The sequence below is a fragment of the Arthrobacter silvisoli genome (assembly GCF_003369445.1).
Taxonomy (GTDB): Bacteria; Actinomycetota; Actinomycetes; order Actinomycetales; family Micrococcaceae; genus Arthrobacter; species Arthrobacter silvisoli.
In genome coordinates this window covers 51,127-65,958 of record NZ_QRCU01000036.1, presented here as the reverse complement: position 1 = coordinate 65,958, position 14,832 = coordinate 51,127, and the positions used below count along the sequence as shown (strand labels likewise).

At 68.0% G+C, this 14,832-nt stretch carries 13 protein-coding genes; 4 read left to right on the top strand and 9 right to left on the bottom strand.

The window, feature by feature from the left end; all coding sequences use genetic code 11:
- Positions 1 to 144: 144 nt before the first annotated feature.
- The 7 genes from DWV11_RS09145 to bioB are packed head-to-tail and all read right to left on the bottom strand — an operon-like array spanning position 145 to position 6,240.
- A complete protein-coding gene (locus tag DWV11_RS09145; RefSeq protein WP_115788579.1) occupies positions 145 to 588 on the bottom strand; it encodes a very short patch repair endonuclease in 444 nt (147 codons plus the stop codon).
- Entirely contained in the window at positions 564 to 1,691 is a 1,128-nt protein-coding gene (locus DWV11_RS09140) for a cytochrome P450 family protein (RefSeq protein ID WP_115788578.1), read from the bottom strand. The genes DWV11_RS09145 and DWV11_RS09140 overlap by 25 nt, the downstream gene beginning before the upstream one ends.
- Positions 1,688 to 2,401 carry a dethiobiotin synthase gene (gene bioD, locus DWV11_RS09135; protein WP_115788577.1) on the bottom strand — a complete coding sequence of 238 codons (714 nt, stop codon included), beginning with the start codon at positions 2,399 to 2,401 and terminating at the stop codon, positions 1,688 to 1,690. The genes DWV11_RS09140 and bioD overlap by 4 nt, the downstream gene beginning before the upstream one ends.
- Positions 2,398 to 3,594 carry an 8-amino-7-oxononanoate synthase gene (locus DWV11_RS09130; RefSeq protein WP_115788576.1) on the bottom strand — a complete coding sequence of 399 codons (1,197 nt, stop codon included), beginning with the start codon at positions 3,592 to 3,594 and terminating at the stop codon, positions 2,398 to 2,400. The genes bioD and DWV11_RS09130 overlap by 4 nt, the downstream gene beginning before the upstream one ends.
- An 8-nt stretch (positions 3,595 to 3,602) precedes the next feature.
- Complete coding sequence (locus DWV11_RS09125) at positions 3,603 to 4,955, bottom strand: adenosylmethionine--8-amino-7-oxononanoate transaminase (RefSeq protein ID WP_115788649.1); 1,353 nt, start codon at positions 4,953 to 4,955, stop codon at positions 3,603 to 3,605.
- Positions 4,956 to 4,981: 26 nt separating this feature from the next.
- On the bottom strand, positions 4,982 to 5,251 hold the full coding sequence (bsaP, locus tag DWV11_RS20685) for a biotin synthase auxiliary protein BsaP (protein ID WP_115788575.1): 270 nt from the start codon (positions 5,249 to 5,251) through the stop codon (positions 4,982 to 4,984).
- A complete protein-coding gene (gene bioB, locus DWV11_RS09115) occupies positions 5,248 to 6,240 on the bottom strand; it encodes a biotin synthase BioB (RefSeq protein WP_245953521.1) in 993 nt (330 codons plus the stop codon). The genes bsaP and bioB overlap by 4 nt, the downstream gene beginning before the upstream one ends.
- Before the next feature lie 257 nt (positions 6,241 to 6,497).
- On the opposite strand from bioB, the gene DWV11_RS09110 reads away from it, so the two are divergent.
- The gene (locus DWV11_RS09110) at positions 6,498 to 8,231 is read left to right on the top strand and encodes a purine-cytosine permease family protein (protein ID WP_115788573.1); all 1,734 of its coding nucleotides are present in this window, start codon (positions 6,498 to 6,500) and stop codon (positions 8,229 to 8,231) included.
- 21 nt (positions 8,232 to 8,252) lie between these two features.
- Here DWV11_RS09110 and DWV11_RS09105 read toward each other — a convergent pair whose 3' ends face one another.
- Positions 8,253 to 9,563 carry a helix-turn-helix domain-containing protein gene (locus DWV11_RS09105; protein ID WP_115788572.1) on the bottom strand — a complete coding sequence of 437 codons (1,311 nt, stop codon included), beginning with the start codon at positions 9,561 to 9,563 and terminating at the stop codon, positions 8,253 to 8,255.
- Between the two features lie 177 nt (positions 9,564 to 9,740).
- Between DWV11_RS09105 and DWV11_RS09100 the strand changes: the two genes are divergently transcribed.
- From DWV11_RS09100 to DWV11_RS09090, 3 genes are all read left to right on the top strand, one after another.
- Positions 9,741 to 11,531 (top strand): NAD(P)/FAD-dependent oxidoreductase, encoded by a 1,791-nt coding sequence (locus DWV11_RS09100; RefSeq protein WP_115788571.1) that lies wholly within the window; start codon positions 9,741 to 9,743, stop codon positions 11,529 to 11,531.
- A gap of 13 nt (positions 11,532 to 11,544) precedes the next feature.
- Positions 11,545 to 12,600, top strand: a complete 1,056-nt coding sequence (locus DWV11_RS09095; RefSeq protein ID WP_115788570.1) for a 2,3-butanediol dehydrogenase — start codon at positions 11,545 to 11,547, stop codon at positions 12,598 to 12,600.
- A 208-nt stretch (positions 12,601 to 12,808) separates the two neighbouring features.
- Entirely contained in the window at positions 12,809 to 13,888 is a 1,080-nt protein-coding gene (locus tag DWV11_RS09090; RefSeq protein ID WP_115788569.1) for an alkene reductase, read from the top strand.
- A 265-nt stretch (positions 13,889 to 14,153) separates the two neighbouring features.
- On the opposite strand, the gene DWV11_RS09085 is transcribed toward DWV11_RS09090, so the two are convergent.
- Positions 14,154 to 14,750 carry a TetR/AcrR family transcriptional regulator gene (locus DWV11_RS09085; RefSeq protein WP_115788568.1) on the bottom strand — a complete coding sequence of 199 codons (597 nt, stop codon included), beginning with the start codon at positions 14,748 to 14,750 and terminating at the stop codon, positions 14,154 to 14,156.
- Positions 14,751 to 14,832: the final 82 nt, after the last annotated feature.

Sequence of the window (14,832 nt, the reverse complement as noted above, 5' to 3'; positions counted from 1 at the left end):
CCGTTCGGTTCAACCTGTACCAAAAAGTACAGGATCTGTATATTGCCGTCAACCTCCCCGTGCGTGATGTCGGGATGTTGTTGTTGGCGTGCCCCGTCGACCGTTCAGGCGGGGCACTGCTGCCAGCAATGAACCTCCTGCCGCTCAGCTGCGCGGAACGCCGTCGAGGAAGCCGGTGAGCTGGGCCTCCAGGGCGCTGCGGTCCTTCATCCCGCACTCCCATACGGTGAGGACCTCCCACCCGGCGGCTGCGAGCCGCTCGCGCTGAAGGGTGTCACGCTCGCGGGTGCGGCGCCGCTTCGCCTCCCAGAATTCGGCGTTGGCCGCGGGGGCGTGCAGTCCGGCCGGGCAATCGTGGAAGTGCCAGAAGCAGCCGTTCACGAAGATCACCTTGTGCCGGCCTGCGAAGACCAGGTCCGGGCTACCCGGAAGCCTCCCGCCGGCGGCCATGCCGTGCAGGCGGTAACGATAGCCCTTCGCATGCAGGAGCCGACGGACCAGGAGCTCGGGTTTGGTGTTCTTGCCGCGGATCCTGGACATGTTCCGGCTGCGCTGCTCCGGTGTCAGCAGGTCCCGGCTTTCGCCCATGATCCGAGTCTAGCCACGGTTACCGTGCGCGGCGCCTGGAAGGACAGCAGCCGGATCCACTCCGGTTCCGGTCCGTGCAGAGTTGCGCCCGGCAGCGCGGCCGCCGTTTCTTCGACGACGACGGCGGCCTCGAGTTCCGCGAGTTTCGCGCCGAGGCAGCGGTGGATGCCGGAGCCGAAGGCCAGTCCGTAGGGCAGCGGACCTTTGGGTGCCGATGCTCCCGCTCCTGCGTGGTTTCCCGTCAGTTCCAGCAGGACCTCTTCACCGGCAAGGATGGCCTCGCCGTTGAGCTCGGTGTCCCGGCTGGCAACACGGCGCCAGGTCGGCACGGAGGACTCGTCCGCGAGGACACGCCGCACGAGCTCCGTGGCCTTGTCTTTGCTTGTAGCTTCGTCCCAGGCGATGCCCATGGACCCCTCGGCCAGGCGGAACAGGGCGGTGCTGATGAGCTGGGTGGTGGTTTCCTGCCCGGCGATCAGCAGGAAATACCCCAGGGAGCAGATCTCCGGGGTGCTGAGGCCGTGTTCGTGCAGGGACGTGAACAGGTTGCGGCCGGGGGAGGCCACGGATTCCAGCACCAGCTTGCGCAGCCAGCGGTAGAAGTCCGCGGCGCTGCGGGCGAGTTCCAGTTGCCGTTCCGGGCCGGGCCAGCCCCAGAACAGTTCCAGGGAGTCCAAGCTCCAGGCTTTCAGTTCCGGGAGGTCCCGGACCGGCAGGCCCAGCATTTCCAGCATCACCACAGCCGGCGGAAGGGCGGCGACGGCCTGCACCAGCTCCACGCTGCCCGCGGCGGCGAGTCCGTTGGCGGCTTCGTATGCGGCTTCCTTGGCCAACTGGCGGATCCGCGGCTCCATCGACTCCACCGTGGCAGGGGTGAAGAAACCGGCCACTACTTTGCGGATCCCGGGGTGGGAGCTGGTGTCATTGCTGGCCAGCACGGGCGGGAGCGCGAAGCGGGCCCCCTGCAGGATGCGCAGGGCAGGCCCGGACAGCGGCGTCACGGCGAGCAGCGCGTTGGCGGGGCCGAAGTCGTCGGGACGGTGCAGGACCTCGCGCACCTCAGCCGGTTCCCGGACTACGCGGTAAGGGCACTGGGCGCTCATGAGGCCGTGCCTTCCAAGCAGAGCCCGTCCAACCACAGCGGCGCCTGCCCGCGGAACGTCTCCACGGGCAACGCCGACGCCGCGTCCGGGATCACGCCCAACAGCGGGACCGTCCCGTCCGAGAAGGCCGTCCGGTTGCCGAGCTCTGCCAGTCCGGGCTGCTCCGGCCAGCTGCCCAGGATCAACCCCGTCACTGCAAGGTGCCGGCGTTCCAGGGCCTCCACGGTCAGTCCGGTGTGGTTCAAGGTTCCCAACGACGGCCGGGCAACCACGGCAAAGCCAGCCGCGTCCCCGAGGAGGGCGCCGAGATCGGCCAGCGTTCCGGCGTCGGGATCCAACTCCACGAGCAGCCCGCCCGCGCCCTCCACCAGCACGTGGTGGTGCCCGGCGGCGAGCTGCCGGATGCGTTCGGCGTGCGCCGCCAGGCGCGGCAATTCCACACCGTCCACGGTGGCGGCCTGCACCGGAGCGAGTGGTTCTTCGAGCACGACGCCGGCCTCCGACGTCAGGGGAGCGGCGAGCCTGGCGATTTCGGAACAGTCCGAGTCGCCGTCCTTGTTGCCGCTTTGGCACGGCTTATAGGCGGCGACGCTGCGGCCAAAGGAGTGCAAGGCCGCGGCCAGGGCGGCCGTGGCGACCGTCTTTCCGACTCCGGTGTCCGTGCCCGTGACCAGGATGATGGGTGGCAGGCTCTGGGGCTCTTGCTTCATGGGGTGTCCTCCAGGATGCCGCGCAGCGTTGCGCAGGCGTAGTCGATCTCGTCGGGGGTGAGCGTGGCCCGGGCGGTCAGGCGCAGCCGGGAGATGCCGTCCGGAACAGACGGCGGCCGGAAGCAGCCCACCCGGATCCCGGCTTCACGCGCAGCGCGGCTCGCGCGCAGTGCCGTACCGGCGTCGGGCAGCGGGACGGACTGGACAGCGCCTGCTTGTGCTGGGCCCTGCCGCAATCCGATTGCCAGCCGGGTGGCGTTGTCGCGGACAGCGGCCGGACGCCACGGCTCGGCGGCGATGACCCGTAGCGCCTCAAGGGCGGCGGCGGCGGACGCCGGGGCCAGCGCGGTATCGAAGATGAAGCTCCGCGCGCGGTTGAGCAGGTGCTCCCGCAACAGGGCCGAACCCAGCACGGCCCCGCCTTGGCTGCCCAGGGCCTTGGACAGGGTGGCGGTCAGCACCACGTTCGGATGCCCGGCCAGGGCCGTCCCGGCCACGGCGCCGCGTCCCTCCAAGTGCCCGCGTCCCTCCAAGTGCCCGTATCCCTCATTCCCGGCTCCGCCCGAGACGCCCAGGCTGTGGGCTTCGTCGATCAGCAGCATGGCGTCGTGGTCCACGGCCAGTTCCAGCAGGGAGGCCAAGGGGGCGGCGTCGCCCCACACGCTGTAGATGGATTCGACGACGATCAACGCCCGCGGCTCGCTGTTCCCCGGACGAGCGACTCCGGAAAGGCGCTCGGCGAGCAGCCGGGCGGCGTCGTCGACGTCGTTGTGGGCGAAGGTTTCCACCCGCGAACGGGAGAGCCGGAAGCCGTCGATCAGCGAGGCGTGGCAGTGCTCGTCGGCCACGATCAGCGTGCCTGGGCCGCCCAGCGCCGTCACCACGCCCAGGTTCGCCAAGTACCCGGAGGAAAACACCAGGCCCGCCTCCATGCCGGTGAAGCGGGCCAGCTCCTCCTCGAGCTCAAGGTGCAGCCCGGTGGTTCCGGCCACGAGCCGCGAGGATGTGGCACCGGTGCCCCAGCGGCGCACGGCCTCGCACGCGGCCTCGGCCAGGCGCGGATCCGACGCCAGGCCGAGGTAATCGTTGCTGGACAGCTCCACCACGTTCCCGCCACCCGATCGGGTTTCCGGGGAGCGCCGCAGCCCGCGCCGCTCACGGACGGCGGCCTGCTGCTCCAGCCACTTGGTCATCGAGACGCTCACGGAGCGCCCACCCTTTCAGCCGACACGGCCGCGACTGCCGCCACCATCCCGGCGGCCATCGCTTCCGCTTCCGCGGCCGAACTGATGTACGGCGGCATGGCGTAAACGAGGTTCCGGAACGGCCGCACCCACACACCGTTGCGGAGGGCGGCCCGCGTCACGGCGGGAACGTCTACGGCGTCCTCCAGTTCGATGACGCCCACCGCGCCGGTGGTGCGGACGTCCGCGACGCCGTCGAGTTCCCGTGCGGGGGCGAGACCGGCGGCCAGCGCGGCACCCACCCGGGCCACGTCACCCCGCCAGGCACCGGTGGCGATGATCCCCAGGCTGGCGTTCGCCACGGCGCAGGCCAGGGGATTGCCCATGAACGTCGGCCCATGCAGGAGAGCCCCGGCTGCGCCGGTCGAGACGACCCGCGCCACATCGCCGGTGCAGAGCATGGCCGCCAGGCTGAGGTAGCCGCCGGTGAGGGCTTTGCCGACGCAGAGGATGTCCGGCACCACCCCGGCGTGGTCGGCCGCGAAGAGTTCCCCGGTGCGCCCGAAGCCGGTGGCGATCTCGTCCAGGATCAGCAGCAGGCCGTGCTGGTCGGCGACCTCCCGCAGGATCCGCACGCAGTCCGCCGGGTAGGCGAACATGCCGCCCGCGCCTTGCAGCACGGGCTCGGCGATGATCGCGGCCAGCTCATCCGAGTGCCGCGCGGCCAGTTCCGCCACCCCGGCCTGCCACTGCGCGATGTCCTGCCCGGTCGCGGTTGCTGCGGCCGGCGGACGGGGCGCGAAGACATTCGACGCCAGCATGCCCGGGAACGCCGAGTGCATGCCGTCCACCGGATCGCAGACACCCATCGCCGCGAAGGTGTCCCCGTGGTAGCCGCCGCGCAGGCTGAGGAAGCGTTGCCGCTTCGGCCGTCCCGCCGCCGTCTGGAACTGCACCGCCAGCTTCAGGGCCACCTCCACGGAAACCGAGCCCGAGTCGGCCAGGAACACCCGCTCCAAAGCGGGGCGGCCGGCCGCGGCTGGCGCCATCGCGAGGAGCCGCTCTGCCAGCTCGACGGCGGGACCGTGCGTGAGCCCGCCGAACATCACGTGGCTGAAACCGGCCAGCTGCCGCTTGGCCGCGGCGTCCAAGAGGGGATTCCGGTAGCCATGGATCACCGACCACCACGAGGACATGGCGTCGAGCACCTCGAAGCGCCCGCCCTGCTCATCGCGCAGCCGCAACCGCACGCCCTCGGCGCCTTCCACCTCCCACAGCGGAAGGGAGCCCGACGCCGGAGCATACGGATGCCACAGGCTGGCCCTGTCGCGTTCGATGAGGCCGTCGCGCTCGATGAGGCCGTCGCCCATGATGAGGCCGCCACGTCCGGCCCGGTTCATCCCGCCACGCTCCCGTGCCGGGAGCATGCGGCGCTCCAACCCAACGGCGTCACCTGGACCTTCATCCGGCGGCGGCACTGCGCGCAATAGCGCGGCGGTTCCAAAGCCAACTGCGCCCGGCAGCCTTGATGCGCCTGGCGCCCGGGGTGGGCATCCGACGTCGGGCTCCCACCGGCCGCGGCCGGCCTGCCTCCCGGAGCCCCGCCGCCGGGGACGTCCGCCAGCAGCGCCCCGCCGCAGTGCCCGCAGTACAGTTCCGTGTTCACAGCGTCTTCTGGAGTTCCTTGATGGGCATGTTCAGCTCCACCAGCAGCTGCAGGTCGGCGTCGGCCGGCCGGCCCAGCGTGGTCAGGTAGTTGCCGACGATCACGGCGTTGATACCGCCGAGCAGGCCTTCGCGGGTGCCCAGGTCGCCCAGGGTCAGTTCGCGGCCGCCGGCGTAGCGCAGCACCGTGCGCGGCATCGCCAGGCGGAACGCGGCGATGGCGCGGAGGGCGTCCTTGCCGTCCATGATGCCTTGGCTTTCCAGCGGCGTGCCGGGCCGCGGGTTGAGGAAGTTCAACGGGACCTCGTGCGGGTCGAGGGCGGCGAGCTGGGTGGCGAGTTCGGCCCGCTGCTCCAGGGATTCGCCCATGCCGATCAGGGCGCCGCAGCACAGTTCCATGCCGGCCTCCTTGACCATGGCGCAGGTTTCCAGGCGCTCTTCGTACGTGTGGGTGGTGACCACCTGCGGGAAGTAGCTGCGCGCCGTCTCCAGGTTGTGGTTGTAGCGGTGTACGCCCCATTCGGCGAGCTGCTCCACCTGACGCTGGGTCAGCATGCCCAGGGAGCAGGCGATGTTGATGTCCACTTCCTCGTTGATGCGGTCGATCGCGAACTTGATCTGGTTCATCAGCTTGATGTCCGGTCCGCGCACCGCAGCCACGATGCAGAATTCGGTGGCGCCCGTCGCGGCGGTTTCCTTGGCCGCCTTGACCAGTTCGGGGATGTCCAGCCAGACGCCCCGTACCGGACTGTCAAAGAGGCCCGACTGGCTGCAGAAGTGGCAGTCCTCGGGGCAGCCCCCGGTCTTGATGGAGATGATGCCCTCCACCTCCACGTCCTCGCCGCAGTGCTCCACCCGGACCTCGTGGGCCAACTGCAGGGCTGCCGGGATGTCCCCGTCGGGGAGCCGCAGGACTTCCAGCAACTGGGCCTCGTTCAGGCCGATGCCGCGCTCAAGGACCTGTTCGCGGGCTGTTTCCAAAATGGTCATGCTGCTCCTCGCTTCGTCGCTGGAATGCTTCGGTGAATGCCTCCTCACTGACCGTAGCCATCCCGCGGGACGGCGATTTTGTTGGACGTCCACAAAGCCCGGCGGCCGTTCTTGGCACCGCGCGGGCTGGAGCAAACCCGTGCCCGTGAAGAAGTAACAGCGCCGAAACACCACGGTGACGCCGCCGTCGAATCCCGCCGATAGCGTCGGGCGGAGCCGGAGAACACTGAGGAACAGCTGAGGAAAGTGATGTGGGGATGACTGAAGAACAGCAGGCAACACAGACCCTGGAACGCACGACGGCGGGCGGCAGCGCCGTCGTCGACGGTTCCGGAAGGGCGGCGGCAGGCAGCCCCGCCAGGAGCGACGCACTGAGCGCCGCGAAGGAAAGCCTGGAGGATTACACGCTGCGCTTCGCGCCGCGTTCCTACCGGAAGTGGAGCGCGGGGGTGGTGGCGACGAGCGCCCTGGGCGGCATCGCGTACCTGGCGGACTTCTCGATCGGCGCGAACATCGGGATTTCCTACGGCACCGGCAATGCGATCCTTGGCATCCTGGTGGCCGCGGTGGTCATCTTCGCCACCGGGTTTCCGCTGGCCTACTACGCGGCCCGGTACAACATCGACCTGGACCTCATCACGCGTGGCTCCGGCTTCGGCTACTACGGCTCGGTGGTCACCAACGTCATCTTCGCCACCTTCACCTTCATCTTCTTCGCCCTGGAGGGCTCCATCATGGCGCAGGGCCTGGAGCTGGGGCTCGGCATCCCGCAATGGATCGGCTACGCGGCGTCCACGCTGATCATCATCCCGCTGGTGATCTACGGGATGAACACGCTGGCCAAGCTGCAGGTGTGGACCACGCCGCTCTGGCTGCTGCTCATGGTGGTGCCGGTCGGGTACCTGGTGGTGTCGCACCCCGAAAGCATCGACTCCTTCTTCGCCTACACCGGCACGTCCGGGGAGTCCGGGACCAACCTGGCGTCCGTGATGCTGGCCGCGGGCGTCTGCCTGTCCCTGATGGCGCAGATCGCCGAACAGATCGACTACCTGCGGTTCATGCCGCCCCGCACCGCCGCGAACAAGGGCGCCTGGTGGCGGGCCGTGATCCTGGCCGGACCGGGCTGGGTGATTTTCGGTGCCATCAAGCAGATCGTCGGCATGTTCATCGCCGTCTACCTCATCGCCACCCTGGACCCGGCGGCGTCGGCCCACGCCAACGAACCCGTGCACCAGTTCCTGGGCGTCTACCGGGAAATGATGCCGGCCTGGCTCGCCATGACACTCGCCGTGGTGCTGGTGGTCATTTCGCAGATCAAGATCAACGTCACCAACGCCTACTCCGGCTCCCTCGCATGGACCAACAGCTTCACGCGCATCACCAAGACCTACCCGGGCCGGATGGTTTTCGTGGTGCTCAACCTGGCTGTGGCCCTGGTGCTCATGGAAGCGAACATGTTCGAGTTCCTCAACACGATCCTGGGCTTCTACGCCAACTGCGCCATCGCCTGGGTGGTCACGGTGGCTGCGGACATCGCCATCAACAAGTACCTGCTGAAGATTTCGCCCAAGGTACCCGAGTTCCGCCGCGGCATGCTGTACGCGGTGAACCCGGTGGGCTTCGTCTCCATGCTGGCCTCGGCCGGGGTGTCCATCGCCGTGTTCTTCGGCGCGTTCGGATCCGCCGTGCAACCGTACTCGCCGATCTTCGCTGTTGGCCTGGCCTTGCTCCTGCCGCCGCTGCTGGCCGTCCTGACCCGCGGCCAGTACTACCTGCGCCGGACGGACGACGGCATCGACCTGGCGATGTTCGATTCCGAGGGCAACCCCAGCCAAGCCAAGCTGCTGTGCCACGTGACCGGGATCGAGTTCGAACGGCCGGACATGCTCCGCTCGGCCCAGGACGGACCCGACGGCGAACCCCGGTACATCTCCTCGCTCGCCCTCTCCACGGACAAGACCGGGGAACTGGTGCTGCCGGCGCAGCAATAGCGTTACCGCGTAGGCACAGGGCTACGACCCGAGTTCCCTGTTCAGCCGCTCCAGCCTGGCCCTGGCCAGCTGGAAGCGGGGATCGCCGGGAACCGCGAGCCGGGCCATGGCCAGGGCGGCCTCGGAATCGCCCTGGCCCATGTCCGTGGAGCACCATTGCGCAAGCAACTCCGGGTCCCCACTGGATCGGACCGAGGATGCCACCGCCTGGTCGAGTTCGTCCCGCATGAGCTCCACGGCGAGGGTGGTGGACCGGTTGAGCAGCCGTCCGGTGTAGGCGGCAACGGCGTCGTGGATGCGTCCCGCACGAAGGTGCTCCGCCACCAGCCCCGCGTCGGAAACCACCTTCACGGCTTCGGCAAAACGGTAAGGGTTCGCCTCCACCAGTTGGCCCAGCGAGGCGCGGATGCGGTGCATCTCGGTCCGGATCGTCGCTGCGGCACCGTCCTCGCCATGCAGCTGGTATGCGAGTTCTTCCGCGCTCCAGCCCTGGGACCTGGAGGCGAGCAGCGCCAGGATTTCCGCCCGCCGCAGGGTCACCGGAACTTTCCTGCCGCCGTCGAGCTCCGCCGTCGGTTTGTCGCCGAGCAGCCGCAGGAAGAGCGTGGACCCCGGCCGCCCGGCGCGTCCGGCAGTCCCGACGGCGGCCGCCGGGCCACCTGCCACCGCGCCCGCCGAGCGGAGCAGTTCCTCCGCGAGCCGGACGCCGCAGCGCACCATGCGCATGCTGTCCGGGGTCACGGAGTCGATGGGGCCGGAAACATCCAGCACGCCGAGCAACTCACCGGTGAAAGGGTCGCGGATGGGTGCTGCCGTGCATGCCCACTCGTGATGGGTCCGGACGAGATGCTCGGCAGAGAACAATTGTGCGGCGTCGCCGGTGATGAGGGCTTCGCTGATCGCATTGGTCCCGATTCCCGCTTCGGACCAGTCGGCCCCTTCGACGAATTCCAGCGAATCCGCCTGCCGCAGCGCGGAGGCGCTGCCAAGCCGCCAGAGGACTTCGCCCTGGTGATCAGTGACGATCAGCAGGTGCCGGCCCGCCGCGGATTCGTCGGCCAGCAACTGGGTGAGGGCCGGGACCACTGTGGCCAGGCGGTGCTCCCGGCCGAGGGCCCGGGCTTCAGCCACCTCATGCCGGTGGATGGGCCGGTGTTGTTCGGGGTTGATGCCCAACGCCAGGGAGCGCTTCCACGATTCCAGCAATGACGGCGTGAAGGCGGGATCCGGGGTGCCGGACAACGTTGCATCGTGCGCGTTGCGCAGTGCCTTGGCGTATTCGCGCGGGGCCGAAAACCGCAGGGCGAGGTCGCTTGCCAGCACGTGGCGCATGCGCCAACTCCTTCGCCGTCGAATGGAATCCTGCGGTCCGCAGAAGCAGCGGACCCGGTGCAACCCGATTGTAACCCCCGCCCGCATTTACTTGTGATGCGGGTCACCCACCGGACGTTGCTTGGCGACGTTGCTTGGACCGGGCGGACCCCATGGTCAGCGATGGAAAGAGGAGAGATGCCTGAAACCGCAAACGCCATAGCCGCGGCCTGGCTGGCGCAGTTCGATGAAGCGCTGCGCAGCAATGACACCGGGGCCGTCCTGGAACTGTTCGATGACGAACCATACTGGCGCGACTTCGTGTCCTTCACCTGGAACCTCAAGTCGCTCGAGGGCAAGGCTGAAATCAAGCGCATGCTTGAAGCCACGCTCGGGGACGTGCAACCAGGCAACTGGACGCTCGCCGAAGACGCCACAGGCGATGCCGCCGCCACCGAAGCCTGGGTCAACTTCGAAACTGCGCAGGCCAGGGGACACGCTCATCTGCGGCTCCGGAACGGCAAGTGCTGGACGCTGTTGACCACGATGCAGGAACTCAAGGGCTTCGAAGAGAAGAAGGGCCCCAACCGTGAACAGGGTGTGGCCCACCGGATCGAGAAAGGCCGCAAGTCCTGGCTGGAGCGCAGGGAAGAACAAGAAGCCCGGCTCGGCTACGGGGAGCAGCCCTACACCGTGATCATCGGCGGCGGCCAGGGCGGCATCGGCTTGGGCGCCCGGCTCCGCAGGCTCGGCGTGTCCACGATCATCGTGGAGAAGAACGCCCGGCCCGGCGACTCCTGGCGGAACCGGTACAAGTCCCTGCACCTGCACGACCCCGTCTGGTACGACCACCTGCCGTACCTGAAGTTCCCGGACGACTGGCCGGTCTTTGCCGCCAAGGACAAGATCGGCGACTGGCTGGAGCATTACACCCGCATCATGGAGCTGAATTACTGGAGCAGCACCGAATGCACCAACGCCCGCTGGGACGAGGACGCCAAGGAGTGGGCGGTCCAGGTGGTCCGCGACGGCGAGCCCGTCACCTTGCGCCCCAAGCAGCTGGTCTTCGCCCTGGGCGTGTCCGGGTACCCGAACATTCCGGCGTTCGACGGCGCCGAATCCTTCCTGGGGGAGCAGTACCACTCGTCCAGGCACCCGGGTGGCGGAGACTGGACGGGCAAGAAGGTGGTGGTGATCGGCTCGAACAACTCGGCGCACGACATCTGCGCCGATCTGTGGGAGCACGGCGCGGACGTCACCATGGTGCAGCGCTCCTCCACGCACATTGCCCGCAGCGAATCGCTCATGGACCTGGCCCTCGGAGACCTCTATTCGGAGCGGGCGCTCGCCAACGGAGTGACCACCGAGAAGGCAGACCTGCTGTTTGCGTCCTTGCCGTACCGCATCCTGCCCGAGGCGCAGGTGCCGGTGTACCAGGAGATGGCCAAGCGGGACGCGGAGTTCTATTCGCAGCTTGAGGCGGCCGGCTTCGAACTGGACTTCGGCGTTGACGGCTCCGGGCTGTTCCTGAAATACCTGCGGCGCGGCTCCGGCTACTACATCGACGTAGGTGCGTCCCAGCTGATCATCGACGGCCGGGTAAAACTGGCGTCCGGGCAGGTCGCCAAGATCACCGGCAACGCCGTGGTCATGGCCGATGGCACCGAGCTCGAAGCGGACGTGATCGTCTATGCCACCGGCTACGGCTCCATGAACGCCTGGCTGGCCGATCTTGTTTCGCCCGAAGTGGCGGACAAAGTGGGCAAATGCTGGGGCTTCGGCTCGGACACACCGAAGGACCCTGGACCTTGGGAGGGCGAACTGCGCAATATGTGGAAGCCCACCAACGTGGAGAACCTCTGGATCCACGGCGGCAACCTGCACCAGAGCCGGCACTATTCGAACTACCTGGCGCTGCAGCTCAAGGCCCGCCTGGAAGGCCTCCCGACGCCGGTGTACGAACTCCAGCCCTCCCACCACACACGCTGAAAGGCGGAACTGCATGAAAGCGGCACGTTTCCACGGGCAGAAGGACCTTCGCGTGGAAGACATTCCGGAGCCGGGCACCCGGCCGGGCACAGTCAAGATCGCCGTCGCCTGGTGCGGCATCTGCGGTACCGACCTGCACGAATTCCTTGAAGGGCCCATCTTCATTCCGCACCCCGGCCATCCCCATCCGCTGGCCGGGGAGGACCTTCCGGTGACCATGGGCCACGAGTTCTCCGGCGTTGTCGAGGAACTCGGCGAAGGCATTACGGGTCTCGCCGTGGGCGACGCTGTGGTGGTGGAACCCTATTTCGTCTGCGATGCATGCGGCCCCTGCAAGGCCGGTAACTACAACCTTTGCACCCGGATGGGTTTCATCGGCCTGGCCGGCGGCGGGGGCGGTCTCAGCGAGAAGATCGTGGTGGATGCCCGCTGGGTGCATCCCGTAGGAGACCTTCCCCTGGATGAGGCTGCGCTGATCGAGCCGCTCTCCGTGGCCTACCACGCGGTTTCCCGTGCGGGCCTCACGGCCGGCGACGTCGCCGTCGTCGGGGGTGCCGGGCCGATCGGGCTGCTCACCGCGGCCGTGCTCAAGGGCCTGGGCATCACCACCATCCTCACCGAGCTGTCCAGCGCCCGGAAGGAGAAAGCGCGCAGCTCCGGTGTCGCGGACCATGTCCTCGATCCCTCGCAGGAAGACGTCACGAAGCGCGTCCTGGAGCTGACGGACGGCGCCGGTGCGGATGCAGCGTTCGAATGTGCCGGCGTCAACGCCGTGCTGGATGCGATGCTCGACGTCGTCAGGCCGGGCGGGGTGGTGGTGAACGTTTCCATCTGGGGGCGGCCAGCAACGGTGGACATGCAGAAGATCGTGCTGAAGGAGATCGACCTCCGCGGGACCATCGCGTACCGCGGGGACCACGCACCCGCGATCCGGCTGGTGCAGGACGGGAAAGTGGACCTCAAGCCGTTCATCACCGGAAGGATCGCGCTGGAGGACCTGGTGGATGAGGGATTCGACACCCTGATCAACCACAACGACACCGCGGTGAAAATCATCGTCCATCCGTAGCTGATCATCTGACAGCGGCAGCCTTTCCGGCGGCACCATGAGCCGGCTTCGTTGCGCAGGCGTCACGCCTGCGCAACGAAGGCCCCGGTGACTGTACAACTGCGCAGCCGGACACCCGAAGACGTGATCTACGCCTCACCCGGAATAGTTGCACGCGCCCCATAGTTGCGCCAGACGGAAACGATTCCCTCTGTGAAAGGTTCTGCGCATGCTGTTCTCACCCCTGACCGTCGGCGAGCTGGAAATCCCCAACCGCCTGGTGATGGCACCCCTCACCCGTGTCCGCGCAGGCCAGGAAGGCATTCCCGGTCCCCTGCTCGTGGAGCACTACCGCCAGCGGGCTTCGCTGGGCCTGATTGTCAGCGAGGGCACCTACCCGACACCTGCCGGCCAGTCCTACCCCGGGCAGCCGGGCCTCGTCACCGACGAACAGATCGCCGGTTGGAAGAAGGTCACCGACGCCGTCCATGCCGAGGGTGGACGCATCTTCGCCCAGATCATGCATGGCGGACGCGTCTCCCACCCGGACATCATCGGCGGCCGCGAAGTCGTCGCCCCGAGCGCAGTGGGGATCAGCGGCGAGGTCCGCACCCCGAACGGCAAGCAGCCCTACCCGGTGCCGCGTGAACTGCGCACCGACGAGCTTCCCGTGGTGATCCAGGAACTCGTCACGGCCTCCCGCAACGCCATCGAGGCGGGCTTCGACGGCGTCGAGCTCCATTCCGCCAACGGCTATCTTCTCCATGAGTTCCTCGCACCGAATACGAACGTCCGTACGGACAGCTACGGCGGTTCCCCCGAGAACCGGGCCCGCTTCGTGATCGAAACCGTACAGGCCGTGGTCGAGGCCCTGGGCGCCAGCCGCGTGGGAATCCGGATTTCCCCCGAGCACCTGGTCCAGGAGATCGCCGAGACCGACCCGGCCGACGTCCGTGCCACGTACGAGGTGTTGGTGGACACGATCGCTCCGCTCAACCTTGCCTACCTGAGCATCCTGCACGACGACCCCAAGGGCGCCCTCGTGCAGGACCTGCGCGAACGCTTCAAGGGCACCTTCCTGGTCAACACCGGGTTCAGCTCCGTGACCGGCCGGGACGAAGCCGTGGAACTGGTCGCCGGCGGCCACGCGGACGCCGTCGTGGTGGGCCGTCCCGCCATCGCCAACCCCGACCTTGTGCGCCGCTGGCGTGAGGGCCTGCCGCTGAACGAAGCGGATCCCACCACGTTCTACGGCGAAGGGGCCAAGGGCTACACGGACTACCCGTACTACGAGGAATCGCAGAACTAATCCCCACCGGCCCCCTAACCTCCGCTGCGCTGCGGTCAGGGAACCCTGCCGGCGTGGGCCCAGCCACCGGCCCCCTAACCTCCGCTGCGCTGCGGTCAGGGAACCCTGCCGGCGTGGGCCCAGCCACCGGCCCCCTAACCTCCGCTGCGCTGCGGTCAGGGAACCCTGCCGGCGTGGGCCCAGTCACCGACGGCGGCATGCCCCAGAAACGGGTATGCCGCCGTCGGGCGTTGAGGCGTCTTACCGGTATGCGAGCCCCGCGGCCTCAGCGCGGGGTCACGGTGATCGCCCGCAATAACAGCTCGACTGTTGCCGCGGTCGCGTCTTCCACACTCATGCCGTCGAGCAGTTCATCCGTCGCGAGCGATGCGACGCCGTGCACGCTGGCGAACACGACGAGCGCGATGCGACCGGAGTCGCCGGGTATCACCTGCCCGGCCGCCTGTGCGGCCGCGACGAGGGAGACTGCCAGATCCATGCTCCGCCGGCCTGCGGCGATGAGCGCGTCGCTGGCCCCTTCGGCGTGCTTCGCGATGTACATGAGCCCGAGGAGGGCCGCGTTTTCGACGGCGAAGTCGACGTAGGCAGTCGCCAGCGCACGGAAGCGGGTCTCAAATGAGCCTTCGGATCCCGCGGCGTCGGACATCATGGCGTTAAGCCGCTCGAAACCATCGAATGCCAAGGCGTCCAGCAGCGCCTGCCGGTCACGGAAATGCCGTGCTGGTGCGGCGTGGCTTACGCCGGCGTCGCGCGCCAGCTGCCGCAAGGAGAGCGACTCCACACCAGAGCTGCGCACCGTGGCCTCGGCGAGCTCGAGCAGCGTCGCGCGGAGGTTCTCGCGGTGATACTTCGAAGCGGGCATGCCTCGAGTCTAGGGACGTAAGTAGGCATTGACAACATTGGGTAGTGCGGGCATGATGTTGTCATTGCCAACATCGATCGAT